Below are 24346 nucleotides of genomic sequence, written 5' to 3' on the forward strand. Positions count from 1 at the left end.
CGAAGAGCGCCTAGCCGCGGCAGGACCGACTCTCGTGTTCGGAGGGCCATGGATCGGGAAGCGACACTCCACGACGTGGCCAACAAGGTCGGGGTCTCGCCGCGCACGGTGTCTCGGGTCGTGAACGATGAGGGGGGTTATTCCGAGGAAACCCGCCGCAGAGTATTGGCCGCCGTCGAGGAGTTGCACTACCGCCCCAACATGGTTGCGCGGGCGTTGATCACCAAGCGCAGCGGCACCGTCGGTCTGGTCGGTGGCGACATGACCGACCCGTACTTTCCCGCCCTCGCCGAGGGCATTCAGCAACGCGCCCGTGAAGCCGGCCAGACCATGTTCTTCGCAAGCACGGGCAGCAATCCGGAACGGCAGGCAGAAGTGCTCCGGTCCTTCTGGGCAAGGGCCGTGGACGGTGTGATCGTCTTTCCTGCACTCGATTCGATCGAACAGCTCACCGACTACGGCGAACGCGGACTGCCGATCGTGGTGGTGGACGACTTCCTCGACGCACCCAACGTCGCATGCGTGTCATTCGACCTCCACAGCGGCGGCAGGCTTGCTGCACAGCACCTGCTCGAGCGCGGTCGTCGACGCATGGGAGTCATCAGTGCAACCGTGTCTCCGCCCCGGCGCCGACACCGCGAGCAAGGCTTTCTGCAGACTCTGGCGGAATCTCAGGACGGCCACCGCCCGCCGGCCATGTCGCAAACAGACCCGACAGTGAAGGGAGGCGAAGAGGGTTTGACACAGTTGCTCTCTCAGATGCCAGACCTCGACGGCGTGTTTGCGTACAACGACCTCGTCGCCATTGGAGCGATACGTGCGGCGATCGCGAGCGGCCGTCGAGTGCCTGAGGACATCGCCGTCGTGGGCTGCGACGACATCGAGATGAGCACCTACGTATCACCGGCACTCACGACCATCCGACTCGACCGCTCGCGGCTCAGCGCAGAGGCGGTGACAGCACTGGGAGACCTGATCGACTCGCCGGGCGAGCGGCGGGAGGCGGTGGTCCTGGGGGTGGAGTTGATCATCCGCGAGTCGGCGTGACAGGTGGAGTCGCGCCGGTCGATCGAGCATTGGCATTGCATCGCGAACGCTGGGGCGTCCCCGATGTCCTCAGCAGGGCACCCGGGCGAGTCAATCTGATCGGCGAACACACCGACTACAACGACGGATTCGTGTTCCCCATGGCGATCGAATTCGACACCGTCGTCGCACTGAGCCGAGCCAAGAGCGGTTCCCCCAGCACAGTGATCTCGGAGATCTTCGGCGAGGCACGGCGTGATGACGAACGGGAGCCGATCACCGCAACGCATTGGGCTGCGTATGTCTTCGGCGTGAGCCACTTGCTGAACGGACTCGGCAAATCGATCGGTCCGTGGCGATGCACGATCGCCACCGATGTGCCAATCGGGGCGAGCCTGTCGTCATCAGCCGCATTGGAAGTCGCCATGGCGAGAGCACTGTTGCAACTTGCGGGCGAGAGCTGGGATGCGACGGCAACGGCCGAGTTGTGTCAGCGCGTGGAGCATGAAGTCGTCGGGATGCCGTGCGGGATCATGGATCCCCTCATTTCTGCAGGTGCGGTCCGGGGGCACGCATCGCTGATTGACTGCCGGTCGTTGGAGATGCTGCCGCGCCGGCTTCCGGACGGGACGGTGATCGCGATCCTCGACACCATGACACGGCGCGAACTGGTGGACTCGGCATATGCCGACCGCCGCGCCGCCTGTGAACGCGCAGCGAGATGGCTCTCGGTGGCCGCACTGCGCGACGCCGAGCTGGACGAACTCGAGCGAATGCCGGCGGAACTGGCGGTTGAACGTCGGCGAGCGAGGCACGTCATCACCGAGAACGAGCGCACGCTCGCGGCAGCCACCGCCATGGACGCGGGCGACGCAGCGGCCTTCGGAGCACTCATGAACGCCAGTCACGCCAGCTTGCGAGACGACTACGAGGTATCAGGCCAGGCGCTCGACGCCATGGTGCAGATCGCGCATTCCAGCCCCGGGTGCATCGGCGCACGGATGACCGGCGGTGGCTTTGCCGGCTGCGCGGTGGCGCTGGTCGCCGCCGACGCCGCAGATGACTTCATCCCAGCGGTGCAGGAGCGCTACCGGGCCGTCTCAGGTCTCAACGCAAGCGTCTGGCTCTCCCAGCCCGCTGCGGGCGCCTCCCACATCGACAGCATCGGGCAGCATCCGGAGTGACGAACGCACGTCGTCACGAGTGTGCGGCCAGGGACGACACGATCTCTGCGAGTGTCGAACGCGATGGCTCCCAGCCGAGCAAGTGACGCGCCCGTTGTGTGGAGGCGACCAGCTCAGCAGGGTCGCCCATCCGGCGCGGCCCTATCTCGCACGCCACCGGGCGTCCGAGCACACGTTCGACAGCGGCAACGACCTCGAACACCGAGTGGCCGACGCCGGCGCCGAGATTGACCGCCGTGGTCGACCCGCCCGCCCGCAGGTAGTCGAGCGCCAGCAGGTGCGCCTCAGTGAGGTCAGCGACGTGGATGTAGTCGCGCACGGCGGTGCCATCGGGAGTCGGGTAGTCGTCGCCGAAGACCGTCAGCCGCCCGTCAGGCTCTGTTGCCGCACGCACCGCAAGCGGGATCAGGTGTGTCGCCGGCCTGTGGGGTGACGTGCGACGAGCGGTTGCGCCAGCAGCATTGAAGTACCGCAGCGACACCGACCGCAGACCGTCCGCGTGGTCGTGCATCTCCAGCATCTGCTCGGCGACCAGCTTGGTCCACCCGTAGGGACTCGTCGGCTGAGTGGATTCGCTCTCGGAGATTGGAGTCGTTGAGGTATTCCCGTACACCGCGGCCGATGACGAGAACACCAACCGGGAAACGCCGTTGCGCACGAGCACGCGGAGCAGTCGGGCCGACTGCACCACGTTGTTCTCGATGTACAGCCCGGGATCGGCCACCGACTCCCCCACGGCGATCAATGCCGCCAAGTGAATGCACGACTCGATGCCGTGACGGCGCACGAGATGCTCGAGGCTTTCGGTGTCGCCGATGTCCACCGATTCGAATTCCACACCACCGGGGAAATCGGGACGCGTCGAGCGCGACAGGTTGTCGATCACCAAGACATCCTCGCCATGTGCAGCGAGCGCGTCGACGACCGCTGAGCCGATGTAGCCCGCGCCACCCGTCACGAGCACTGTCACGAGATCACCGCTGGGACGCGCCCATCAGCTGGTGCCAAGCGAGAGGAGGTTCTCGACGGGCTGGTAGAGCTCTTCGAGGTAGGCCGTGTCGTCTGCGCTGAGCTCGATGGTCGTGGCCTCGACGAGCTGGTCGAGCTGGCTGATCTTGGACACGCCAACCACGGGGGCGGTGATCTCGGGCTTGTTTGCGAGCCACGCCAGCGCGATCTGGGCGGGGCGCACGTCGAGTCGCTCAGCCAGCTCAGACACCCGGGCAGCGATGTCGAAGTCGCGCTCGCCCAGGTAGAGGCTTTCTGTGCGGGCACGGTCCTGGCCCGTCGAGCGATCTGTTGTGCCGGCGTCCAGACTGCCCTGGTAGGACCCCGTGAGAATCCCCCGCGCCAGCGGCGACCACGGCGTCAGCGCCACGCCCGTGCTGACGCAGTACGGGTTCATCTCGCGCTCTTCCTCGCGGTAGATGAGGTTGTAGTGGTTCTGCATCGACACGAACTTGGTCCAGCCGTGCATCTCGGCAGTGAGCTGCAGTTCGGCGAACTGCCACGCGAACATCGACGATCCGCCCAGGTACAGGGCCTTGCCCGCCTTGACCACATCGTGCAACGCCTCCAAAGACTCAGCGATGGGCGTGTCGGCGCTGCCGGGAATGCCGTGCGGGTGGCGGTGGATGATCAGCTGGTCCACATAGTCGACGCCGAGGCGACGCAGCGAATTGTCGACCCCCTCCATGATGTGCTTGCGGCTCAGACCCCCCTCATTCGGGTTGCGGCCCATGGGTATCGAAACCTTGGTGGTGAGCACGAACTGCTCGCGCGGCAGCAGCTCGCGCAGGATCTGCCCCACCACCTCTTCCGACGCACCCACCCCGTAGACGTCGGCGCAGTCGAAGTAGTACAGGCCGCGCTCGATGGCGGCCTCGAAGATCGGGCGGGCCTGCTCGACGCCCAGCGTCCAGTCACCCTGGTGGCCGCGCCCGGGCACGCCGAAGTTCATGGTTCCCAAGCAGAGCTCCGACACCTGGAGTCCGCAGTTCGAACCGAGCTGGGTGGATTTCAGTCGCGACATGGCCACGAAACGTATTCGACTGCGACGCTCATCCGTCGGCCGAAGCTGGAGGCAATGCCCAGCCGGCCCTAGGCGGCCCTTGGCTCAGCGGACGAAAGGCCGCGCCACAGCGCCCTGTAGGTCGGCCAAGATGCATCGGCGGGCAGGTAGCCGTCTTCGCTCAGCGCGCGCTGCAAGCGCGGCAGATTGCGGGCCGGAATGCCGGAATCGACGTGGTGTGCCAGGTGATATCCCACGTGATAGGGCACGAAAAGCACCCGAGCCAGCCAGCTTTGGCGGATGTGGTGCGTGGTGTTGCGACGGTCGGCCGTGCGTGTCATGCCCCCGTGCTCGGCGATGGCTCGCAGGCGGTTGATGAACTGGTACCAGGTGAACCACGGCAGCGCCCACAGCAGCAGGTACAGCCATGGATGGCCAGCCAGCCAGAACAGCCCGAACACGATTGCCTGCCCGGCGAAGAAGCGCAGGCTGAGCGGCACGTATTTCAGCTTCACGAGCCCGGTGAACCGCGGTTTGGTGATGCGCCAGGCCGACACTCCGACGATGTCGCGCACCAGCTTTCGCCGCAGCGACTTTCCCGAGATCGGGTAGAACGAATACAGCAGGAAGTCGGGCTCTTTGGGGCCGAACTCGTCACGATGATGGATGGCGTGGCCCCGTCGGTAGAAATGCGAGCCCGTGCCCATCGGCAGCCAGCCCAGCAGATTGATGCCGATCCGGTCGTTCAGCCAGCGGTTCGAGAACAGCAGCCGGTGGGCCGCCTCGTGATGGAGGATGAACCACCGCAGCTGCAAGGTGCCGATCACCGGTATTGCGGCGACGACTGCCAGCGGGTAGCCGATGGCCATCACCGCCGCAATGACGGTCACGGGTGCCGCCATCGTCGCAACGACTTCGATCGCATTGATGAAGTTGGGGATGCGACGCAGCTCCGCCCGGAAGGCCGGCTTGGGCCGGCCGTCGGTGCGCAGGCGCTCCGAGCCCTCGAACCGAGGCAGGTCCGAGCGCGTCATGCCACCGGTCATCTTCGTCACGAGCTCATCGTGCGTCGGCGGTGCCGCGGCAACGCTCACACTTCGAATGCTACGACGCACAGACCGCACCGAAGAGTCCAGCGACACCGGGCGGTCTCGTCTCGAAAAACCGTATCGCACAAGATACGCTTGCGGGATACGTTCGCCCGATGGATGTCGAGGTCGGCCAAACCGATGTCTACGCGAGATGGTTCGCCAAACTCCGCGACCGGCAAGCACGCCTGCGCATCGTCGCTCGCATCAGACGCTTGGGACTGGGTCACGCAGGTGACGTCAGGTCGGTCGGCAAGGGAGTGTCCGAACTCCGCATCGACTACGGACCCGGCTACCGGGTGTATTTCACCCAGCGGGGCCAGACGCTCGTGGTGCTGCTTGTCGGCGGCGACAAGGACAGTCAGCAGCGGGATATCGCCACCGCGCAGGAACTGGCGGCTCGCATCCCGGCGAGGATCGAGGTAGCGGAATGAGCGACATCAAGATCCGTCGGTGGGACCCAGCCGAGCATGTCGAGTCCGCGGCGGACGCAATCGTGTACCTTGACGCGGCTCTGGAGGACGGCGATCCTCAGTTGGTTGCCGCCGTACTCGGTGACATCGCTAGGGCGGCCGGCATGACCAAAATTGCCGCTGCGACCGGACTCGGACGCGAGAGCCTGTACAAGTCGCTCTCCCCAACTGGGAACCCGGAACTCGCGACCGTGCTCAAGGTGATGCGCGCCACGGGCCTGCGCCTGCACGCGTCCTTGGCCGACGACGCAGCCGCGGCATAGCCGGCCGCTCCCTTTCATACCCGGCATCGCCGGACAGCTGAGGCGCCGTCACGGACGAGGAGAATTGGGACGAGAGCATCTTCTGCGGACAGACATGGCATTTGTCGCGTTCGTAGGCTGCGGGCATGGCGAGGAACCATCGTCGAGCGGTTCACGATCCATGGAGAAACCAGAGAGGGTTCGTGGCTCGCTGGCGGCATCCATCGTGGTGCTACTGGCTTCCGGCTGTGGCAGCGACTTCGGGCAAGCCGACATCGACGCTGCCGTAGCCAAGGCGTTGGCCGAACAGGCAGCAACGACGACAGCAGCGACGACGACCGCCACGGCTACGACCATTCCTGTGCCCGAAGGGGTTATCTACTGCGGCGATAGTCGGGGATGTACGCACGAGCAGATCGAAGAGATCAAGCTCGGAGTTCGAACGCTCGCGGGCGTCCGAATAGGCCGCGACAGCTCGTTTCCCGTGTACAGGACAGCAGAGGAACGCCGACTGGCCGATCTCGAAGGCCGAGTCGTGACCGACGACGAGCAAGATCGCATAAAGGAAGAGCTCAGGTGTGATCAGGTGGCAAGAGACTGGGCCTGGAGGTACAGCCAAACAGGGGAGTTGCGCACACAGGCACAGTACGAGCGAGATCACGGATGCTGATGGCCTTCGGACGAGCATTCGCCGTTGCCGTCGCTGTGGCGATACTGGTCGCTGCCTGCGGCAGCGGCGCGGAGTAAGTCGATATCGACGCGGCGGTATGCGAGGTGCTGGCCGGGCTAGCGACCACGACAGCAACACCTTCGGCGGTCACGGCAACAGCGGGAGAACTCACGACCAGTTCTGATCGCATCAACCGAGGGAGACCATAGGGTTGCTTCCCCAGATGGCTGAGAGAGTGAGGTAAGGCCACGTGACTGATCCGTTGCAGGGGTTTGAGGACCTGAGAGATGTCGAAAAGGCGTTCCTGTTCGACGAGCGGGCAGATCTAGCAGAGACGGAAGACGAACTGCGCCGTGCCGCTGAGCAGAGTGGCAGGACCAAACCCATCCAAGTGCATGACGTTGATCTTGATGAGGTCTCACCGGGTGACTGACTAGCTCGTGGTGGCCGTGGGTGTTGTCGTTCGGCCGTCTGCCCTAAATGCACAGAGATCTCCACAGCCTGCGCAAAACCGAGGGTGAATCAGCATGAGCGAGGCACACATAATGTCCCTGCGATGTGGGCTGAGGAATGTGCTCGACTCAATCGCGATAGCGAACAGCGGGTTAATGACGCCATGGCGCGAGCCGACGCAGCCGACAACCGGGTGAGTGCGTTGGTGGCGGCGCATGAGGCAGAAGTGAGACGATCGGCCGCTGCCGAGTACTAGATGTTGGCTCACATTCTGAGTGCAGCGGACTTGGACGCCTTCGAAGCTGGCGAGATCACTCGCGTACTCAGCTTGACCCAGCAGGAGTACGACTCGTTGGAAATCGTTGACCCTCACACGCTGTACGTCGTTCAGTCGCGTGGGGAAGCAGCCCAATAGTCCCCCAAGTCCTGGGTCGCATTGCCGAGCACGACAGGCTCATCGGGTTGGCAGACCTCGCGACTGAATTCGTAGCGCCGCCGCGGGGCGGCCGCGGGCACGCATTGCCGTGCGGGGGTTGGCTACGGTTCCGGGCGAACACGGATGGGCTGGCCTGTCCAGCGCAGCGAGACAAGGGGACGGGCAATGGACTTAGGAATTGCGGGACGCACCGCGGCGGTAGCCGCAGGATCGGCGGGGCTGGGGCTGGGATCGGCCAAGGCGCTCGCGGCCGACGGCGTGCGCGTGGCCATCTGCGGCCGGGATTCCGAACGTCTCGCCGCCGCTGCTGCGCAGATCGACGGCGAGGTGCTCACCATCGCGGCCGACCTGGGCAATCCGGACGAGGGTCGCAGCTTTGTTGAGCAGGCCATTGCCGGGCTCGGATCAGTGGACATTCTGGTCACCAATGCTGGCGGCCCACCGCCCGGCATGTTCGAGAGCACCGAGATGGACGCCTACCAGATGGCTTTCGACATGAACTGCAAGGCCATGATCGAGATGTGCCGGGTTGCCATCCCGCCGATGCGTGAGCGCGGCTGGGGCCGCGTGTGCGCCATCACCAGTGTCGGCGTGAAGCAGCCGATCCCGTTCCTGCTTGCCAGCTCGGTCGCACGAGCCGGCCTCACCAGCTTCCTCAAGATCACTGCGCGGGAGGTCGCCGCCGACGGCGTGACGGTCAACTCCGCTCAGCCCGGCTCCCATTGGACCGATCGGGTCGCCAAGATGATGGACCGGGATCAGGCAGGCCAGAGCAACCCGATGGGCATCTGCGGCGAATCTGACGACTTCGGCGCCGCTGTCGCGTTCCTGTGCAGCGAGCAGGCCAAGTTCATCACCGGCACAGGCCTGCTCATCGACGGCGGCCAAGCCACCGGCCTCTTGGACTGACCTCGAGTTACTCGCCTCCCCTAGGGAGAGAAAGCGAAGCGCGGGCCGCGCTCGATCGCCTCTTGGGGGAAATCCTCGCGGCATACCTGAACCGCTATGAGCCATAGGGACTCGGCCGCGTCCTCCAAGAGCCTGACCGACTCTGTATCTCCGCCATCCTCAGCGACGTACTGTTCGGCCAGCCGCCGCGCCCCATCCTGCTCCCAGATCGGTGCATCGCAGGCCGCTCGAATGCGGGACTGCCACACATCGTCGGGCGGCGATGCCCCGAGGGCCTGCGACGCAGGCCGAAGACCCGTCTGGGCTTCCCAGCCCACCAGGACCCGGCTGGGAAGTCAAACCCGTCCGTGGCGTCGGAAAGAGCCGTTGACGCGGACATCGAGGACTCGGGAATGGTTTCACTCGATCCGACGACAGATGGCCGAACCTCAAGAGCCCCTTGCGGTGAGTCTGCGCAACTGGCTGCTACGGGTGCGGCCAGCAGTAGCACTGCCGCTGCGCTGCGAGCGATCCCATGCCGCCCGATGGCTGCCGCCCTAGGAGAGGCCGGCGGCCTCGAGTGCGCGGCGGGTGAGCACGCGAGCGAGGTGGTTGCGGTAGTCCGGCGTGGCGTTCAGGTCCGTCGGGGCGTCCGTGCCCTCGGCGGCCTGCTCAGCGGCCTCAGCCGCTGACGCCCCGCCTGCCAGCGCCGCCTCCACCGCGCTGGCACGCAACGGCACCGAGCCCATGTTCACCAGCGCCACGTTGGTGCCGCCATTGACGGTCACCGCAGCGGCGCCGACGATCGCCCAGTCCTGGGCCCGCCGGTTGAACTTCTGGTAGTTCCAGCCGCTGCCGGGGGCCTTCGGGACCCGGATCTCGGTCAGCATCTCGTCATCCGCGAGCGCCGATTCGAAGTAGCCGGTGAAGAAATCACCGGCCGAGATCTCACGGCTGCCGTTGGGGCCTTGGGCGACGAGGCTGCCGCCCAGTGCGAGCACAGCCGCCGGAAGGTCGGACGCGGGATCGGAGTGGGCCAGCGAACCGCCGATGGTGCCGCGGTGGCGGACCTGCGGGTCGCCGACCTCGCCGGCCACATGGCCGAGCAGCGGGCATTCTGCCGCCAGCAGCTCGCTGGTCTCCAGGGCGCGGTGACGGGTCAGCGCGCCGACAGCGATGTGGTCGCCGCCGTCGTTGATGTAGCTGAGATCGTCGACACGGCCGATGTCCACGAGCACGCTCGGCACTGCCAAGCGCAGCTTCATCATCGGCAGCAGCGAGTGGCCGCCCGCCAGCAGCTTGGCCTCGTCGCCGTGTTCGCCGAGCAGCGCAATGGCCTCCTCCGCGGCGCCGGCCCGTACGTAGTCGAATGCTGCAGGAATCATTGCTGTGCTCCCCTCAGGCCGACGTCTCGCCGGCCGCGCAGGCCAGCACTGACTTGACGATGTTGTGGTACCCAGTGCAGCGGCACAGGTTCCCTTCCAGCCCCAGGCGGACCTCACGCTCGGACGGGTCAGGGTTCTCCTCGAGCAGCGATACCGCCGCCATGACCATGCCAGGCGTGCAGTAACCGCACTGCAGGCCGTGGTTCTGGCGGAAAGCCTCCTGCATCGGATGCAGCTCGTCGTCAGACGGCGCCAGGCCTTCGATGGTCAAGATGTCCTCGCCGTCGGCCTGCACTGCCAGCATCGTGCACGACTTCACTGATTCGCCGTTCACGTGCACCGTGCAGGCGCCACACGAGGACGTGTCGCAGCCGATGTTCGTGCCGGTCAGCCGCAGGTCGTCCCGCAGCCAATACACGAGCAGCGTGCGCGGTTCGACGTCGCCGGTACGAGTCTCGCCGTTCACAGTGACGCTGATCTCCACAATGACCCCTCTTCTGGTCGACCGCGTGGCCGAGCAATCGCTCGTCCAAGCCGGGTGTCTGTCTACACGGCCCGCAGGGCCGAGCGCGCACCATCATGCACCATGCGGCAGGCGCGCGCAGACACGAGGACAGGCGGCCCGCAGGCACAGCAGTAGTTTGACGATGTGGCCGGCGACGGGGCCCCAGCGGGTACTGGCGGCACGCCGGAACGCGCAGGCGAACCGGTGCCGCCCGACACACGTGCCTTGATCCTGCGGCGCGCCCGTGACCTGTTCGCCCGGCAGGGCTACCGCGGCACGTCGATCCGGCAGCTCACCTCGGGGCTCGGCCTGACGCCGGCGGCGCTCTACTACCACTTCACCGGCAAGGAGGATGTGCTCGCTGGCGTCTTGGCTCCGATGGAGCGCGACGGCGAGGCGATCATCGCCCGGATGGCCGAACTCGAGCGAACGCCCAAAGCCCTGCGGGAGGTGCTCGATCGCTACTTCGACCTGCTGGCCCGCGACATCGTCGTGTTCCGACTCGTCGCCGACGATGTCGATGTTCAGCAGAGCACCGTCGGTCAGCGACTGCGAGGCCAGGCCAGAGACCTCTTCGCCTGGCTCACCGGATCCTCATCGGACGTCACCGATCGGATCCGGGCAGCAGCCGCAGTCGGCACGATCCGTCTGTCACTCGACCAGAGCGGCGTGGATCCCGATGCCCATCGTGAAGCGATCATCGGCCGCGCTCTGCAGATCATGACCGACTGACCGAGGCTGAGCCTGCCGTCAACCGTCGCCGTCGCCGAGCAGGTGGGCCACGCCGGGCAGCGGCCACGCCGCAGGCAGTGTGATGACGTCGGCGGGATCCACGTTCAGGCGATACAGGGTGTCGCCCTCGCGAACGAGCGAGAGCTGCTCCCGCGCAATTCGCTCCACCACCACCGGATCCTTGGCGTCGGCCACCTGGGCAGCCAAATGGGACGTCTCCGCCTGCAGCCGCTCGAGCGTGTCAGCGGCATGATCGATGCTGCGCCGCTGAGACGTCAGCGATTGCCAGGGGAACAGCAGCACCGCCAGGAGACCGACAGCGCTCACGACGATCACCAGGCCCACGAGCACCGCCAGGGGTCGGGGTCGGCCCTCCCGATGGCGGTTCTGCGTCGACGTGTTCGCAGGCTCTGAGTTCGCAGACCCTGAGCTCATGGAAACGGGCTCATGAGTCACGTGCAAGCGAGGTGCCGCCCCGGTAGGCGGCGAGCTGGGAGAGCTCTTCCTCTATCCGCAGCAGCCGGTTGTACTTCGCGACCCGATCCGAGCGCGCCGGCGCCCCGGTCTTGATCTGCCCGCAGTTGGTGGCAACGGCCAGATCGGCGATGGTGGTGTCCTCGGTCTCGCCCGAGCGGTGCGACATGACCGCGGTATAGCCAGACCGTCCCGCCAGCTCGACAGCGTCGAGCGTCTCGGTGAGCGTGCCGATCTGATTGACCTTCACCAGCACGCTGTTGGCGACGCCGGCTGCGATGCCGCGCCCCAGCCGCTCGATGTTCGTGACGAAGAGGTCATCGCCGACGAGCTGCACCCTGTCGCCGACCAGATCGCCGAGCCTGGACCAGCCGTCCCAGTCATCCTCGGCCATGCCGTCCTCGACTGAGCAGATCGGGTAGCGCTCGCACAAGTCGGCCAGGTACTGCGCAAAGCCGGCGGCGTCGAGCTGGCGTCCTTCGCCGGCCAGGGTGTACACGCCGTCGGCGTAGAACTCGGTGGACGCCACATCGAGCGCAAGCGCCATGTCGACGCCCGGCTCGAAGCCGGCTTCGCTGATCGCCTCGATCAGCAACGCGAGCGCCGCCTCGTTGGATTCCAGATCGGGTGCGAACCCGCCCTCGTCGCCCACCGCCGTCGACAGGCCGCGGGAGCGCAGGACGCCGCGCAGCACGTGGTACGTCTCGGTGCCCCACCGCAGGGCCTCGGAGTACGACGCCGCCCCAACCGGGACGATCATGAACTCCTGCAGGTCGACGTTGTTGTCGGCGTGCTCGCCGCCGTTGATGACGTTCATCATCGGCGTCGGCAGCACATGCGCGTTGGCTCCGCCGACGTGGCGGTAGAGCGGCAGGCCCAACGCCGCTGCCGCCGCGTGCGCCGTTGCCAGAGAGGCAGCCAGCACAGCGTTCGCGCCCAAACGGGCCTTGTTCATGGTCGCGTCGAGCTCGATCAGCGTGCCGTCGACCTGCCGCTGATCGACGGCGTCGAGACCCGTGAGCGCCTCGGCGATCTCGCCGTTCACGTGCCCCACGGCCACGGCGACTCCCTTGCCGCCATAGCGCGGGCCGCCGTCGCGTAGCTCGACCGCCTCAAACTGACCGGTGGAGGCACCCGAAGGCACGATGGCGCGGCCCACAGCGCCGCCGGCGGTCCGCACCTCGGCCTCGGTGGTGGGATTGCCACGGGAATCGAGGACTTCGCGGCCGGTCACCCCGGCGATCTGCGTGGACGCGTGCGCTGTCACGCAATGCGAGAGTACCGGTGCGCCAGCCAGTTCTTCCGCGCTTCGCGCTGTGCTAGCCCGTGCGCGGCTAGCCCTTGCGCGCTTCGCGCGCGGCGATGCGGCGGGCCCGAGCCTCACGCTCGGCGGCCTTGATCGCCTCCCATTGCACCGAGAGCTCGGCATCACTGGGTTCGGGAGCGTTCGGATCGCGCTGGAACACATGGGGATGGCGGCGCAGCATCTTGGCCTCGACGGTCTCCAGCACCTCAACCAGGGTGAACGTGCCCGCCTCCTCGCCGATCGCAGCATTCATCAGGACCTGCAGCAGCACATCGCCGAGCTCAGAGACCAGATCTTCGATGGCCGTAGCCGCCTGGTGCGCGTCACCGGCCAGCGCTTCGGACGCCGCCTGCAGCGCCTCGGCGAGCTCCGAGGCCTCATCGAGTGCGTATGGAGCGAGCGTGGCGTGCGTCTGCACCCGGTCCCACGGGCATTCGCGACGCAACCTGGTGATCACCTCGTGAAGCGACACCAATCGATGCCCGAGGTCTGGTTGCTCACCGGTGGTGTGCTCACCGGCCACGACGGCTCCCGCGCCAGCCCTGACTCACGGCACGAGCGGCAGCGCCACGCGCAGGTTGTCGGCGCTCCATGCGCCGAGCGCCGGTGCGACGCTCACCTCGTAGGTCGGCATGATCTCCGTCAGCAGACGGCCCGCGAACGGCCCGATCGACGAGAGATCGATCGCATCGGTGTCCAGCGAGTCCAAATGCAGCACCACCCAGAGCTCGCCGGTCGGGCTCGCTGTGGACGGCAGCAGGAGCGGCTCGGTCAGCTCGCCAAGCTCCAGTTCGAGCAGCGCCAGCGTCAGCTCGCTGGGCAGTCGCAGGTCGAAGGGCAGACCGCAGCCGATGGTGCCGTCGGTCTCGGTGAGACCGGGCAAGTTGACCGCCGCAGCAACATCGCCGAACGCATCCCCGGCCTGCACGCGCTCGGAGGCAGCTGCGGCGTCGACTTCGGATGTCACGGCCAATGCGCCCACGCAGTGAGGCGTCGCCAACCGTTCGATGCTCGGGTCTTCTTCGATACTGCGCTGCTGCGCGTACTCCTCGAAGGCACCCTCGAGGTGCGCCTGCACCTGTGCATTGATCTCGGCGTCGGCGACCGAGATGTCGACCGGGAAGCCCAATTCGTCCAGTGCCACTCCGGCCAGACGCAGCTGGATCATCGACGTGAGCCGGGACACGAACTCCTCGTGTGTCGGGTTCTCCGGGTCGTCCATGAGCGTGATGGGCGAATCCAAGATGTTGGCGCGCACATCGCCGATGAGCAGCTGCCCGCCCGGGAAGCTTGCCGCCACAGCAGCATCGTCGGCGAACACCGCTTGGTACGCGAGTTCCTGCGCGACTCGTGCCGCGTCGCGTTCAGCCCGCTCCCGTGACACCACGCCGTCGTCGTCGGTGTCGAGTACCTCGGCGACTTCGGGGTCCAAGCCGGTTTGACCGGTCGTGGCGACGACTTCGGGGTCCAGCCCTGTGTGGATGGTGACGACGTTGCCGTCATCGGCGCATGCGAGCGACAGCAGCGCCACGAGCACCAGTGGAGCCAACAACACAGCTCGTCGGGACATGGGACTCCTCTGGGCACGCACTGGAGGCAGGCTAGGTGCTTGCCGCGTCGGCGGTGCCGCACCCCGAGGCGGCCGGCGGCCGCAACTGCTGGCAGAACGCGAACAGATGCCCGATCGCGGCCGGCTTCAGCGCCCGCACCGACAGCTGAACTTCGCCCACGTCGGCCTTGTACCGCGCTGCACTGAACGGCGTGCCCGCGCAGATGCGCTGCATGCGCAGTTCCTCACTCGCCGTCAGCGTCAGCGGCCCCAAGCGAACCCGCCCGCCGTCGTGGCCGGGAGCGAAGGCCACGGTTCGCATGTCGAGCCGGTGGCACTCGGCACGCAGCAGCGCTATGTGCAACAGCGTCTGCGCAGCCTCCGGGATGGGCCCGTAGCGGTCGATCCACTCGGCTTCGATGTCGGCCACCTCGACCAGCTCGGCCACGGCTCCGAGACGGCGATACGCCTCCAGACGTCCCGTCTCGTCAGCCACATAGTCCTCGGGAAGGTGCGCCACGAGCGGCAGATCGATGACGATCTCGGCTGGCTGGGGGGGTGTCTCGCCGTTCAAGGAGGCGACGGCCTCGCTGACCAGTTCGCAGTAGAGGTCGTAGCCGACTGCCGCAATGTGCCCCGACTGCACGCCGCTGAGCAGGTTGCCGGCGCCACGCAGCTGGAGGTCGCGCATGGCGATGCGATAACCCGAGCCCAGCTCGGTGGACTCGCCGATCGTGCGCAGCCGCTCGTACGCCTCCTCGGACAGCGAACGGCCCTCGGGGTGGAACAGGTACGCGTACGCGCGCTGTCCCGACCGACCCACGCGTCCACGGATCTGGTGAAGCTGTCCGAGCCCCAGCAGGTCAGCCCGGTCCACGACCAGCGTGTTCACGCTCGGCATGTCGATGCCCGACTCGATGATGGTCGTGCAGACCAGCACGTCGTAGGCGCCCGCCCAGAAGTCGATCACGATCTGCTCGAGCGTGCCCTCGTCCATCTGGCCGTGCGCCACGGCGATGCGCGCCTCGGGCACCAGTTCTGCCAGGCCCGCAGCAACCACATCGATGTCGGCGACCCGGTTGTGCACGAAGAACACCTGGCCCTCGCGCAGGAGCTCCCGTCGGATGGCCTCGCTCACGGCACGCTCGTCGTAGGGGCCGACGTGGGTGAGGATGGGCTGACGCTCGGCTGGGGGCGTCTGCAGCAGCGACAGGTCCCGGATACCGGTGAGGGCCATCTCGAGCGTGCGGGGAATGGGGGTGGCCGTCAGCGTCAGCACATCGACCTCGGCGCGCAGGTGCTTGATCGCCTCCTTGTGGCTCACGCCGAAGCGCTGTTCCTCGTCGACCACCAGCAGACCCAGGTTCTTGAACTTGACGTCGCCCGACAGCAGCCGGTGCGTGCCGATCACCACATCGACGGTGCCGTCGGCGACCCCGGCCACCACCGCGCGCTGCTCGGCGGGTGTGAGAAAGCGGCTGAGCACCTCGACCCGGACGGGGTGATCGGCGTAGCGCTCAGCGAACGTCTGGTGGTGCTGCTGGGCCAGCAGCGTGGTCGGCACCAGCACCGCTGCTTGCTTGCCGGCGCTCACCGCGCAGAACGCCGCCCGTACAGCCACCTCCGTCTTGCCGAAGCCGACATCGCCGCACACGAGCCGATCCATAGGCGTGGGCTCGGACATGTCCGCCAGCACCTCGTCGATCGTGCGGCGCTGATCGGGAGTGGGCATGTAGGCGAAGCTCTCGGCCAGCTCGGCCATGCCGAGGCCCTCGGGGTCGAACGTGTTGCCCAGCGTGGTGATGCGCCGCTGGTACAGCACCACCAGCTCTTGGGCGATCTCGGCCACGGCCGCGCGCACCTTGGCCTTCTGGCGCTGGAAGTCGCTGCCGCCCATGCGGCTGAGCCGGGGCGTCTCCCCGCCGATGTACGGGCGGATGAAGTCGATCTGCTCGGTGGGCAGGTAGAGCCGATCCGTTCCCCGGAACTCCAGCTCGAGGTAGTCACGTTCATCGTCGCCGAAGGCCCGCCGGACGAGCCCTGCATATCGGGCGATGCCGTGATGGTGGTGGACCACGAAGTCGCCGATGCTCAGATCTTCGAATGACGGCACCACGCCCGTCCGCCGCCGGGCTGCACGGTGCACGCGGCGGCGCCCGGTGAACTCTGCCTCGGGCAAGACCGCCACACCGGCAACAGGCGCTATGAAGCCACCCTCGACCGGTGCCGTCACGACATGACCGCCTGGTGCCGGCCTGAAGCTGCCGGGCCCCGAATGCAGGCGCAGCGGGACCTCGTGCGCGCTGAGCGTGTCAGCGAGCCGGACAGCCGAGCCGTCCCCGTCGGCGGCCACGACAACAATCGGTCGCTCCGCTGCTGCCACACCTGGCCGCTCCGCTGCTGCCACACCTGGCCGCTCCGCTGCTGCCACACCTGGTCGCTCCGCTGCTGCCACACCTGGTCGCTCCGCTGCTGCCACACCTGGTCGCTCCGCTCCCAGTACCAAGCGCCGCAGCTGCGCCACGAGGCGCAGGGGATCACCCGCAGCGGGCACCCACGGCTCAGTGGCGACCTGCGGTCCAGGGTGACCGTCCGCAGTGGGCGCCGCCGTGGTATCCACCGACCAGACCGCTGCGCGGCAGCGGGCCAGCACCCGGTCGAATGCGACATGCAGCGACGGGAACGGGGCCCAGTCATCAGCACTGTCGTCGTCCGCGTCTGCACCACCCGGGCTCCGCAGACCCCACGTCACTGCCAGCGAGCGGGTGAGATCATCGGTTTCCGCAGTGATGTCAGCAGCGCGGTCAGCGAGCCGCCGCGGCTCACACAGCAACACCAGCGCGTCGGGGCCAAGCAGATCCGGCAGCACGATCTCATCCGGGCTGAGCCACGGCAGCCACGACTCCATCCCGTCGAAGAGCTCGCCCCTGGCCAGGCGCTCCATGTGCTCGGAGCACCACGGTTCGTCGACAGCCAGCGCCGCGGCCCGCTCTCGCATCACGGCATTGGGACGCATCTCGCGTGCTGGATACAGCCGAACCCCATCCAGCTCCGCCACCGAACGTTGATCGGCCACCGAGAACTGCGTGAGACGGTCCACCTCGTCGCCCCAGAGATCGATGCGCACCGGTGCGTCAGCCGTCGGGCAGAAGACGTCCACGATCCCGCCGCGCACCGCAATCTCGCCGCGGTGCTCGACTTGATGCTCCCGCCGATAGCCCCACGCCACGAGCTGCGACACGACCTTGCCGAGGTCGCACCGGTCGCCTCGTGTCACGCTCATCACCGATGCCGCCGGAGCACACGCGTCGGGGCTGAGCCGCTGCAGCAACGCTCGAATCGGGGCCACAATCACTTCTGGAACCGGCACCTCGGGAATCGGCGCCTCGGGCGCAACCCCGCCGGTGCCGGTTCCCGCCTTCAGCGCTTCCAGCACCTCCAGCCGACGACCCATGGTCTCGGTCGCCGGGCTGACGCGCTCGAAGGGCAGCGTCTCCCACGCCGCGAACAGCGCTACGTGCTGCTCCCCCAGCCACGTGCCCAGATCCTCGGCGTAGCGCTCGGCCTCGTGAGCTGTCGCCGTCACGACGACCACGGGCGTCCTCGATCCCAAGGTCGCCAGGCCCGCAGTGACAAATGGGCGGGCTCCGGGGGCGACGGCAATCGAGCCAGACGACCGCCCCAGCATCGACACGAAACCCTGGTCGTTGCCGAGGCGTTCGGTCAGTGCCCGCAGCGGTGCCGCATGCGTCGATGTCACTGCGCTGGGGATTCCGGTCTGCGCCGACGGGCATTCGTGATGTTCATGGCCGCTTCGATGCCCTCGCGCACGAGCACGTCGAGTCCCGTCACCGCGAGGTCCAGTGCTGCATCGATCATGGGTTCCTCGTGGCGCGTGGGTCGCTGCAGCACCCACTTCCTGCCGGCTTCGGGCCGTGGGGGCTTGCCGATGCCGATACGCAGCCGCGTGAAGTCCCGCGTACCGAGCTGGTTGGCGATCGACGCCAGGCCGTTGTGACCGGCGGTGCCCCCACCAGCCTTGAGCCGCGCCTGGCCGGGCTCGAGGTCGAGCTCGTCGTGGATCACGACAAGTCGTGACGGATCGGTGATGCCATGGCGCTTGACCAGCACGCCGACGCTGCGACCGCTCTCATTCATGAAGGTGGTGGGGCACGCAAGCGTGACACGGAGCGTGCCGACCGTCGCCGCCCCGACGCGAGCCTGCTCTCGCCGCTGAGCGGCCAACTCGCACCGGAGCACCGAAGCCCAGCGCTCGGTGGCCTCGACACCGACATTGTGACGGGTTCCTGCGAAGCGCTCGGGAGGGTTACCGAGACCTACCACCAGCCAGTCTGCGGCTGTTCCCCGCCGCGCGGCCGCCCGGCGGAACACGGACACGCGGACGTTCAGTCCTCGTCGTCGGCGTCGGCGTCGTCGCCCTCTTCGGCCTCGACAACCTCGCCCTCGTCGTCGAGCTGCTCGGCTGCGACGGCAGCCCGCGTCCGTTGGGCGATCGCCACCAGCGTGTCGCCGTCGAGCAGGCTCTCCATGCCCACGGGCAGGGCGAGATCGCTGACACGGATCGGGTTCTCCAGCGAGAGCGACTCCACGCTCACGTCAAGGGCCGGGGGGATCACCCCAGCGGGCGACTCGACGTGCAGCGACATCAGCTGCTGCTGCACCACCGCACCTTCGCGGCCGGCTTGTACCGCTTCGCCGACAAGCCGGACCGGCACATCCACCACGAGGCGCTCGTCGAGCGAGATGAGCAGGAAATCGACATGCGTGACGCGGTTGGCGATGGAATCGCGCTGCATGTCCTTGACGATGGTGAGATGGTTCGCGCCGTCGACTTCGAGGGTGATGATCGCGTTGGGACCGGCGGCGTTCAGCGCAGCCCTGAACCGCAGGCGGTCCAGCGTGATCGACACGGGCTCGCTGCCGTGGCCGTAGATCACCGCCGGAATCTTGCCCTCAGCGCGCAGGCGCCGTGACGGCCCCGAGCCGGTTGCATGACGGGTCTCAGCAATGAGCTTCAGCTGTTCCATCGCGAATCCCTCACCGTTCGGATGCCTGCCGCGCGAGCGGCAGGCAAGCCTACGGGTCTCAGAACAGGTTCTGGCCGTCGAAGATCTCCGACACCGACGCATCCTCGAACACCGACTCAAGGGCGTCGGCAAATATGCCCGCGACGCTGAGCACCACCAGCTTGTCGAACTGCTTGGAGCTGGGAATCGGCACCGTGTTGGTCACGATGACCTGGCTCAGCGAGGAGTTCTTCAAGCGGTCGACAGCGGGTTCGGAGAACAAGCCGTGCGTGCTCGCACACATCACGTCGGCGGCGCCGTTGGCCACCAGCGTCTCGGTGGCCGAGCAGATGGTGCCGGCCGTGTCGATCATGTCGTCGATGATCACGCAGGTGCGACCCGCCACCTCGCCCATGATGCCGAGGGCCTCCGATTCGTTGGCGTTGTCGGTTGCGCGACGCTTGTAGATGGACGCGACATCGCAGCCGAGCCGGGTCGCGTAGCGCTCTGCCACCTTCACGCGGCCGGTGTCAGGGGACACGATCACCGAGTCAGGGCCCATGACGCCGGACAGGTAGTCGATGAGCACGGGCGCAGCGGTCAGATGATCCACCGGACCGTCGAAGAAGCCCTGGATCTGGCCGCTGTGCAGGTCGATCGACACGAGGCGCTCGGCCCCGGCCACGGTGAACAAGTCGGCCAGCAGGCGCGCGGTGATCGGCTCGCGGCCGGCCGCCTTGCGATCCTGGCGGGCGTACCCGTACAACGGCGCCACAGCTGTGATGCGCTTGGCCGAAGCACGCCGCGCGGCATCGACCATGATGAGCTGCTCCATGATCGCGTCGTTGGTGCTCATGGTCTCGCAGGCGGCATGGCTCTGGATGACGAACACATCGCCGCCGCGGATCGACTCGGCGAACTTGCACTTGATCTCGCCGTTGGCGAAGTCGATGAGCCCGGGGTCGCCGAGCTCCACGCCCAGCTGATCTGCAATCTCGGTAGCCAGTTCAGGATTCGCCCGTCCGCTGAACAGGTGCAGGCGCTTCTTGGTGACCAGCTCCATTGCGTGTTCCCTTCGCAGCAGTCCCCTGGGCGCCGTGCTCGACGCAGCAGCACCTGAAGGCTGGGCGGAACGCTCGGCAATGGGTTGTGGCGGCATGTTCAGCAGTCCGGCGACAGTTTTGAGGCTACCCGACCGCACGAGCGGAACCCCGGAGTTTCAACCCATATCGGTGCCCAGCGGGTGCTCAGCAGCCCGTTCGTGCAGCCAGCGCTGCCTCGCAGGCGACGAGTTGGTCGGCATCGTTCACGCCCAGCGCTTCGACCGGGTCTAAGGCCGTCACCGCCGAGATCGTCTCACCTCCTCGGGCGAGCACGCCGATGGCATCGGGCAGGTTGTATTCCGACTGAGCGTTCTGCGGGCTCAGCCCCGACAACGCCTCACGCAGCAGCGGGGTGCGAAAGCAGTAGACGCCTGCATTGATCTCGCTGATGCGCAGTTGCGATGGCGAGGCGTCGCGGTGCTCCACGATCTTGATCAACCCGTCGGCGCGCACGATTCGCCCGTACCCGGCGGGGTCACCGACGTGAGCCGTCAGCACGCTGGCCGCCGCGTCGACGCGGCGGCGCTCGGAAACGACCTGACGCAGTGTCACTGCTCGAAGCAACGGTGTGTCGCCCGGCAGCACCAGGACATCGCCCGGCTCAGGGCTCTGCCCCAAGGCCGACAGTCCCACGCTTGCCGCATCGCCGGTGCCGAGCTGGATGTGCTGGGTCGCGAACACCAGCCGGTCGGCTTGGGGGGCCTCGGCCCGAACCGCCGCGCGAACCTGGGCTTCGCCGTGCCCGACTACCACCACGATCGGCGCAGCGTCGACACCGACCAGGGCATCGAGGACGCGCAGCACTATGGCACGGCCGGCGACGGAATGCAGCGGCTTCGGCAGGTCAGAGTCCATGCGGGTGCCGGCCCCAGCCGCCAACACGATGGCTGCACAAGGAGGCGTCATCACGTCTGAGGGCATCGTGCCGGTCTGATGCGGGAACCGCTGGGTTCGGGGAGGAGGACTCGAACCTCCATTGCCGGGACCAAAACCCGATGTCCTACCAATTGAACGATCCCCGATAGCGCCTGTCGCCGCAGGCGGTTGCCTGCAGGTCGAGGGTAGCGACCGGCTTCGGCGCCATCGTCACGGATTTGACTCGTCGCAGGGCCGCTCTGAGGCGGTAGCGTTCGGCTCTCCATGGGATCGCTGGTCAAGAAGCGCCGCAAGCGGATGCGCAAGAAGAAGCACCGCAAGATGCTGCGGCGCACGCGCTACCAACGTCGCAACCGCTGACCCTGCCGCTGCCGGGCCAGCCTGCACCAGCTAGAGCCGGCCGACGGCCTGTGCCTCGGTCGCACTGGTGTCACGGATTCTCGGCAGCTCTGCGCCGGTGCCGAAGGGCGCGGGGATGAACCAGGTGGCGCCGCTGCCAGCCAGTTGCGGCACTCTCCCGGTGCGGGCAGCGATCTCATCGCGCCAGGCGGCAAGCTCGGGATAGGCGGCGAGCGCGGCGGGCTCGAGGTCGTTGGTGTCGCCGCTCGGGCCGCCCAGCTCATCCCACTTGCGGTACACGGTCGCCGTGTCGGCTTCGATCGGCGGTGTCCACAGCACGAAGGACTGATGCCGGAAACCGAGCGGCTCGACGATCTCGCCGACTCCTGTCACGCGAGCACGGCCGCCGACGAGGCAAAACGGCACATCTGCGCCAAGCACCGCTGCCTGCTGCGGGGTGACGATGGCGGGCGGGTGCGGGCGAGGCCCTGCGCCGGTTGTGGCGGCGCCGGCGGTGTGCGCGGCAGTCATCCGGTTCGCCCAGCGGAGCACGGCGGCTGCGTCGGCTGACCCCCCGCCGAGTCCCGCGCCGGGCGGGATGCGCTTGCGGACCTCGACGTGGGCGGCGCGGCCGGCGAGCTCCAGCGCCCGGATCACCAGGTTCGAACGATCGGTGGGAACATCCCAGTCGAGCACCGCGCCCGTGCCGTCGCGCGTGGCGGGCGCCGGCACGATCTCGACCGACGATGCCGAGCTGTGGTGCACGATGATTTCATCGCATAGATCGAGTGTCACCATCTCGGCATCGATGAGGTGGTAGCCGTCGGACCGGATGCCGGTGATCCGCAGCCGGACCGTCAGCTTCGCCGGCGCCAGCAGCCGGACCGCCTGGGTGTCGGTTGCCACCGCGGACTCAGCTCTCTGCCGCGGTTGCCAGCGAGGCCTCGGCGAGTCGTACCCATTCGGCGAGCCCGAGACGCTCGGGGCGATCGGTCGGATTCACACCCGCTGCGACCAGTGCTCTGTCCGCGTCATCGAAGGCGCTGCGCAGGGTCCGGCGCAGCATCTGGCGACGATGCGCGAAGGCTGCAGTCACGAGCCGGTTGACCTCTGCGCGCAGATCGGGCTGCATGGATGGGACACGGCGAACGATGCGCACCAGCGCCGATTCCACTTCCGGCCGGGGATAGAAGACCGTGGCCGGCACTGCCCCAGCCAGCTCGGCATCAGCGTGGACCGCGACCCGCACCGACACGGCGCCGTAGGCGCCGCTGCCGGGCGCAGCAGCCAGCCGCTCGGCGGCCTCGCGCTGGCACATGACGAACAGCCGGGTGACGGCCGGTACCTCGTCCAGCACGGTCAGCACCACCGATGTCGCAATGTTGTACGGCAGGTTCGCCACCAGATGCCACCCGGTCCCTGGCAGCAGAGCCTCCCAGTCCATGCGCCGGGCGTCGGCGTGTACGACCTGTACGGGGCCCGCCGCGGCGCCGCCCGACTCTCCATCAGCCGTGATCGATCCCACCACCTCATGCAGGAGCGGCACGAGGTGACCGTCGGTTTCCACTGCGACGACCTCGGCACCGGTCGCTGCCAGCGCCACGGTCAGCGAGCCGAGCCCGGCACCGATCTCGACGACCCGGTCGCCGGGCCCGATGCCCGCCAAGCGGGCAATGCGGCGAACAGTGTTCGGATCGATCACGAAGTTCTGGCCGAGACTGCGGCGTGGCGCTGTGCCCGCCCGCTCTAGCAGTTCCTTGACGGCGGGCAACCTCAGCAGCCGGTCCGTCACGGAGCCGCAGGCTCGTCCAGCCCGAAGACGCGCACAGCATTGGCGGTCGTCTCCGCAGCCACCTGGCCGGCTGGTACACCTCGTGCCGCCGCCACTGCCTCACCCACGAAGCGCACCCAGCTCGGCCGGTTTTTCTTTCCCCGCTTGGGCACAGGTGCGAGGTACGGCGCGTCGGTCTCGATGAGATAGCTGTCGGCAGGAACGAGCGCTGCCGCATCCCGGATCTCCGACGCGTTGCGGAACGACACGATGCCGCTGAACGACACCGACGCGCCCCGGTCCAGCGCTGCACGGGCCTCGTCGGGGCCCCCGGTGAAGCAATGGAACACGGTGCGCTCGGGCACGCCCTCGGCGTCGAGCACATCGAAGGTGTCCTCCCACGCATCCCGGCTGTGGATCACCAGCGCCAGCCCGTAGCGGTGCGCCAGCGCGATCTGGGCGCCGAACGCCTCGCGCTGGCTGGCCCGATCAGAATGCTCGTAGTAGTAGTCCAACCCGCATTCGCCGATCGCGACCGGCGTCTCGCCGGCGGCGATCAGCTGCTCGAGCGCATCGAGGGCCGCCGGCCCCTCGTCCGCGTCGTGGGGGTGCAGCCCGATCGTGGCAGCGACGCCCGGCAGCGTCCGCGCTCGTTCCAGTGCCGCGATGCTGCGCTCGACATCGGTGCCGATGTCCACGACCCACGCCACGCCCTCCCGGCGTGCCTCCGCGACGAGCTCGTCGCCGTTGTCCCACAGGTGGCAATGGCTGTCGATCCAGACGTCGGCGTCGGCTCCGGTGTTCATGA

The 24346-nt window shown here is 67.4% G+C and carries 26 protein-coding genes and 1 tRNA gene; 9 read left to right on the forward strand and 18 right to left on the reverse strand.

The features are described 5' to 3' along the window. Positions 1–48 precede the first annotated feature (48 nt). Together ACOGXE_RS04695 and galK are read left to right on the forward strand one after the other, a co-directional pair. A complete protein-coding gene (locus ACOGXE_RS04695; RefSeq protein ID WP_419932792.1) occupies positions 49–1047 on the forward strand; it encodes a LacI family DNA-binding transcriptional regulator in 999 nt (332 codons plus the stop codon). 29 nt (positions 1048–1076) lie between these two features. Next, positions 1077–2210: a galactokinase gene (gene galK, locus ACOGXE_RS04700; protein ID WP_419932794.1), complete on the forward strand. Its 1134-nt coding sequence runs from the start codon at positions 1077–1079 to the stop codon at positions 2208–2210. Between the two features lie 13 nt (positions 2211–2223). Here galK and galE read toward each other — a convergent pair whose 3' ends face one another. From galE to ACOGXE_RS04715, 3 genes are all read right to left on the reverse strand, one after another. Then, complete coding sequence (gene galE / locus ACOGXE_RS04705) at positions 2224–3180, reverse strand: UDP-glucose 4-epimerase GalE (RefSeq protein WP_419932795.1); 957 nt, start codon at positions 3178–3180, stop codon at positions 2224–2226. Positions 3181–3204: 24 nt separating this feature from the next. Beyond that, positions 3205–4242, reverse strand: coding sequence for an aldo/keto reductase (locus tag ACOGXE_RS04710; RefSeq protein ID WP_419932796.1), 1038 nt, complete (start codon positions 4240–4242; stop codon positions 3205–3207). A gap of 68 nt (positions 4243–4310) precedes the next feature. Next, positions 4311–5363 carry a fatty acid desaturase family protein gene (locus ACOGXE_RS04715; RefSeq protein ID WP_419932797.1) on the reverse strand — a complete coding sequence of 351 codons (1053 nt, stop codon included), beginning with the start codon at positions 5361–5363 and terminating at the stop codon, positions 4311–4313. A gap of 62 nt (positions 5364–5425) precedes the next feature. Here ACOGXE_RS04715 and ACOGXE_RS04720 point away from each other — a divergent pair, with 62 nt between their 5' ends. The 5 genes from ACOGXE_RS04720 (at position 5426) to ACOGXE_RS04740 (ending at position 8492) form a co-directional block, all read left to right on the forward strand. Then, positions 5426–5743 carry a type II toxin-antitoxin system RelE/ParE family toxin gene (locus tag ACOGXE_RS04720; RefSeq protein WP_419932798.1) on the forward strand — a complete coding sequence of 106 codons (318 nt, stop codon included), beginning with the start codon at positions 5426–5428 and terminating at the stop codon, positions 5741–5743. Next, a complete protein-coding gene (locus ACOGXE_RS04725) occupies positions 5740–6045 on the forward strand; it encodes an addiction module antidote protein (RefSeq protein WP_419932799.1) in 306 nt (101 codons plus the stop codon). The genes ACOGXE_RS04720 and ACOGXE_RS04725 overlap by 4 nt, the downstream gene beginning before the upstream one ends. A gap of 160 nt (positions 6046–6205) precedes the next feature. Next, a complete protein-coding gene (locus tag ACOGXE_RS04730; RefSeq protein ID WP_419932800.1) occupies positions 6206–6694 on the forward strand; it encodes a hypothetical protein in 489 nt (162 codons plus the stop codon). Between the two features lie 250 nt (positions 6695–6944). Continuing rightward, entirely contained in the window at positions 6945–7127 is a 183-nt protein-coding gene (locus ACOGXE_RS04735) for a hypothetical protein (protein WP_419932801.1), read from the forward strand. Positions 7128–7748: 621 nt separating this feature from the next. Beyond that, positions 7749–8492, forward strand: a complete 744-nt coding sequence (locus ACOGXE_RS04740; RefSeq protein WP_419932802.1) for an SDR family oxidoreductase — start codon at positions 7749–7751, stop codon at positions 8490–8492. Positions 8493–9028: 536 nt separating this feature from the next. On the opposite strand, the gene ACOGXE_RS04745 is transcribed toward ACOGXE_RS04740, so the two are convergent. Next, complete coding sequence (locus ACOGXE_RS04745; protein ID WP_419932803.1) at positions 9029–9856, reverse strand: FAD binding domain-containing protein; 828 nt, start codon at positions 9854–9856, stop codon at positions 9029–9031. Between the two features lie 13 nt (positions 9857–9869). Beyond that, positions 9870–10340 carry a (2Fe-2S)-binding protein gene (locus ACOGXE_RS04750; protein ID WP_419932804.1) on the reverse strand — a complete coding sequence of 157 codons (471 nt, stop codon included), beginning with the start codon at positions 10338–10340 and terminating at the stop codon, positions 9870–9872. A 165-nt stretch (positions 10341–10505) separates the two neighbouring features. Between ACOGXE_RS04750 and ACOGXE_RS04755 the strand changes: the two genes are divergently transcribed. Further along, on the forward strand, positions 10506–11093 hold the full coding sequence (locus ACOGXE_RS04755) for a TetR/AcrR family transcriptional regulator (protein ID WP_419932805.1): 588 nt from the start codon (positions 10506–10508) through the stop codon (positions 11091–11093). Between the two features lie 18 nt (positions 11094–11111). Here the strand turns inward: ACOGXE_RS04755 and ACOGXE_RS04760 are convergent, their stop codons facing one another. The 10 genes from ACOGXE_RS04760 to ACOGXE_RS04805 all read right to left on the reverse strand — a co-directional run bounded on the left by ACOGXE_RS04760 (position 11112) and on the right by ACOGXE_RS04805 (position 21574). Further along, positions 11112–11528, reverse strand: a complete 417-nt coding sequence (locus tag ACOGXE_RS04760) for an FtsB family cell division protein (RefSeq protein ID WP_419932806.1) — start codon at positions 11526–11528, stop codon at positions 11112–11114. Between the two features lie 10 nt (positions 11529–11538). Next, entirely contained in the window at positions 11539–12834 is a 1296-nt protein-coding gene (eno, locus tag ACOGXE_RS04765; protein WP_419932807.1) for a phosphopyruvate hydratase, read from the reverse strand. Between the two features lie 67 nt (positions 12835–12901). Further along, positions 12902–13396: a MazG nucleotide pyrophosphohydrolase domain-containing protein gene (locus ACOGXE_RS04770; RefSeq protein WP_419932808.1), complete on the reverse strand. Its 495-nt coding sequence runs from the start codon at positions 13394–13396 to the stop codon at positions 12902–12904. Positions 13397–13420: 24 nt separating this feature from the next. Beyond that, complete coding sequence (locus tag ACOGXE_RS04775) at positions 13421–14443, reverse strand: hypothetical protein (protein WP_419932809.1); 1023 nt, start codon at positions 14441–14443, stop codon at positions 13421–13423. A gap of 31 nt (positions 14444–14474) precedes the next feature. Further along, positions 14475–18182 (reverse strand): transcription-repair coupling factor, encoded by a 3708-nt coding sequence (gene mfd, locus ACOGXE_RS04780; protein ID WP_419932810.1) that lies wholly within the window; start codon positions 18180–18182, stop codon positions 14475–14477. Next, on the reverse strand, positions 18179–18766 hold the full coding sequence (pth, locus tag ACOGXE_RS04785; protein WP_419932811.1) for an aminoacyl-tRNA hydrolase: 588 nt from the start codon (positions 18764–18766) through the stop codon (positions 18179–18181). The genes mfd and pth overlap by 4 nt, the downstream gene beginning before the upstream one ends. Before the next feature lie 62 nt (positions 18767–18828). After that, entirely contained in the window at positions 18829–19470 is a 642-nt protein-coding gene (locus ACOGXE_RS04790) for a 50S ribosomal protein L25 (RefSeq protein WP_419932812.1), read from the reverse strand. Between the two features lie 58 nt (positions 19471–19528). After that, complete coding sequence (locus tag ACOGXE_RS04795) at positions 19529–20512, reverse strand: ribose-phosphate diphosphokinase (RefSeq protein ID WP_419932813.1); 984 nt, start codon at positions 20510–20512, stop codon at positions 19529–19531. Between the two features lie 184 nt (positions 20513–20696). Beyond that, positions 20697–21473: an NTP transferase domain-containing protein gene (locus ACOGXE_RS04800; RefSeq protein WP_419932814.1), complete on the reverse strand. Its 777-nt coding sequence runs from the start codon at positions 21471–21473 to the stop codon at positions 20697–20699. A 29-nt stretch (positions 21474–21502) separates the two neighbouring features. Continuing rightward, positions 21503–21574: transfer RNA gene (locus ACOGXE_RS04805), tRNA-Gln, on the reverse strand. Between the two features lie 118 nt (positions 21575–21692). On the opposite strand from ACOGXE_RS04805, the gene ACOGXE_RS04810 reads away from it, so the two are divergent. Further along, positions 21693–21788, forward strand: coding sequence for a 30S ribosomal protein bS22 (locus ACOGXE_RS04810; protein ID WP_323671112.1), 96 nt, complete (start codon positions 21693–21695; stop codon positions 21786–21788). 30 nt (positions 21789–21818) lie between these two features. Here the strand turns inward: ACOGXE_RS04810 and ACOGXE_RS04815 are convergent, their stop codons facing one another. Genes ACOGXE_RS04815 through ACOGXE_RS04825 form a run of 3 tightly spaced genes read right to left on the reverse strand, consistent with a single transcriptional unit; the run spans position 21819 to position 24344 of the window. After that, positions 21819–22673, reverse strand: a complete 855-nt coding sequence (locus ACOGXE_RS04815; RefSeq protein WP_419932815.1) for a 4-(cytidine 5'-diphospho)-2-C-methyl-D-erythritol kinase — start codon at positions 22671–22673, stop codon at positions 21819–21821. 7 nt (positions 22674–22680) lie between these two features. Beyond that, positions 22681–23559 carry a 16S rRNA (adenine(1518)-N(6)/adenine(1519)-N(6))-dimethyltransferase RsmA gene (rsmA, locus tag ACOGXE_RS04820; protein ID WP_419932816.1) on the reverse strand — a complete coding sequence of 293 codons (879 nt, stop codon included), beginning with the start codon at positions 23557–23559 and terminating at the stop codon, positions 22681–22683. Then, positions 23556–24344: a TatD family hydrolase gene (locus ACOGXE_RS04825; RefSeq protein WP_419932817.1), complete on the reverse strand. Its 789-nt coding sequence runs from the start codon at positions 24342–24344 to the stop codon at positions 23556–23558. The genes rsmA and ACOGXE_RS04825 overlap by 4 nt, the downstream gene beginning before the upstream one ends. Positions 24345–24346 lie beyond the last annotated feature (2 nt).

Origin of the sequence: Candidatus Poriferisodalis sp. (assembly GCF_965208555.1) — a bacterium.
In the GTDB taxonomy this organism is placed as follows: domain Bacteria; phylum Actinomycetota; class Acidimicrobiia; order Acidimicrobiales; family Poriferisodalaceae; genus Poriferisodalis.

Coding starts and splice junctions, on each gene's coding strand:
- ACOGXE_RS04725 (WP_419932799.1), top strand. CDS start 5,740: ATGAGCGACATCAAGATCCGTCGGTGGGACCCAGCCGAGCATGTCGAG.
- ACOGXE_RS04800 (WP_419932814.1), bottom strand. CDS start 21,473: ATGCCCTCAGACGTGATGACGCCTCCTTGTGCAGCCATCGTGTTGGCG.
- ACOGXE_RS04825 (WP_419932817.1), bottom strand. CDS start 24,344: ATGAACACCGGAGCCGACGCCGACGTCTGGATCGACAGCCATTGCCAC.
- ACOGXE_RS04730 (WP_419932800.1), top strand. CDS start 6,206: ATGGAGAAACCAGAGAGGGTTCGTGGCTCGCTGGCGGCATCCATCGTG.
- ACOGXE_RS04810 (WP_323671112.1), top strand. CDS start 21,693: ATGGGATCGCTGGTCAAGAAGCGCCGCAAGCGGATGCGCAAGAAGAAG.
- ACOGXE_RS04720 (WP_419932798.1), top strand. CDS start 5,426: ATGGATGTCGAGGTCGGCCAAACCGATGTCTACGCGAGATGGTTCGCC.
- ACOGXE_RS04745 (WP_419932803.1), bottom strand. CDS start 9,856: ATGATTCCTGCAGCATTCGACTACGTACGGGCCGGCGCCGCGGAGGAG.
- ACOGXE_RS04740 (WP_419932802.1), top strand. CDS start 7,749: ATGGACTTAGGAATTGCGGGACGCACCGCGGCGGTAGCCGCAGGATCG.
- ACOGXE_RS04760 (WP_419932806.1), bottom strand. CDS start 11,528: ATGAGCTCAGGGTCTGCGAACTCAGAGCCTGCGAACACGTCGACGCAG.
- ACOGXE_RS04710 (WP_419932796.1), bottom strand. CDS start 4,242: ATGTCGCGACTGAAATCCACCCAGCTCGGTTCGAACTGCGGACTCCAG.
- ACOGXE_RS04795 (WP_419932813.1), bottom strand. CDS start 20,512: ATGGAGCTGGTCACCAAGAAGCGCCTGCACCTGTTCAGCGGACGGGCG.
- ACOGXE_RS04775 (WP_419932809.1), bottom strand. CDS start 14,443: ATGTCCCGACGAGCTGTGTTGTTGGCTCCACTGGTGCTCGTGGCGCTG.
- ACOGXE_RS04790 (WP_419932812.1), bottom strand. CDS start 19,470: ATGGAACAGCTGAAGCTCATTGCTGAGACCCGTCATGCAACCGGCTCG.
- ACOGXE_RS04695 (WP_419932792.1), top strand. CDS start 49: ATGGATCGGGAAGCGACACTCCACGACGTGGCCAACAAGGTCGGGGTC.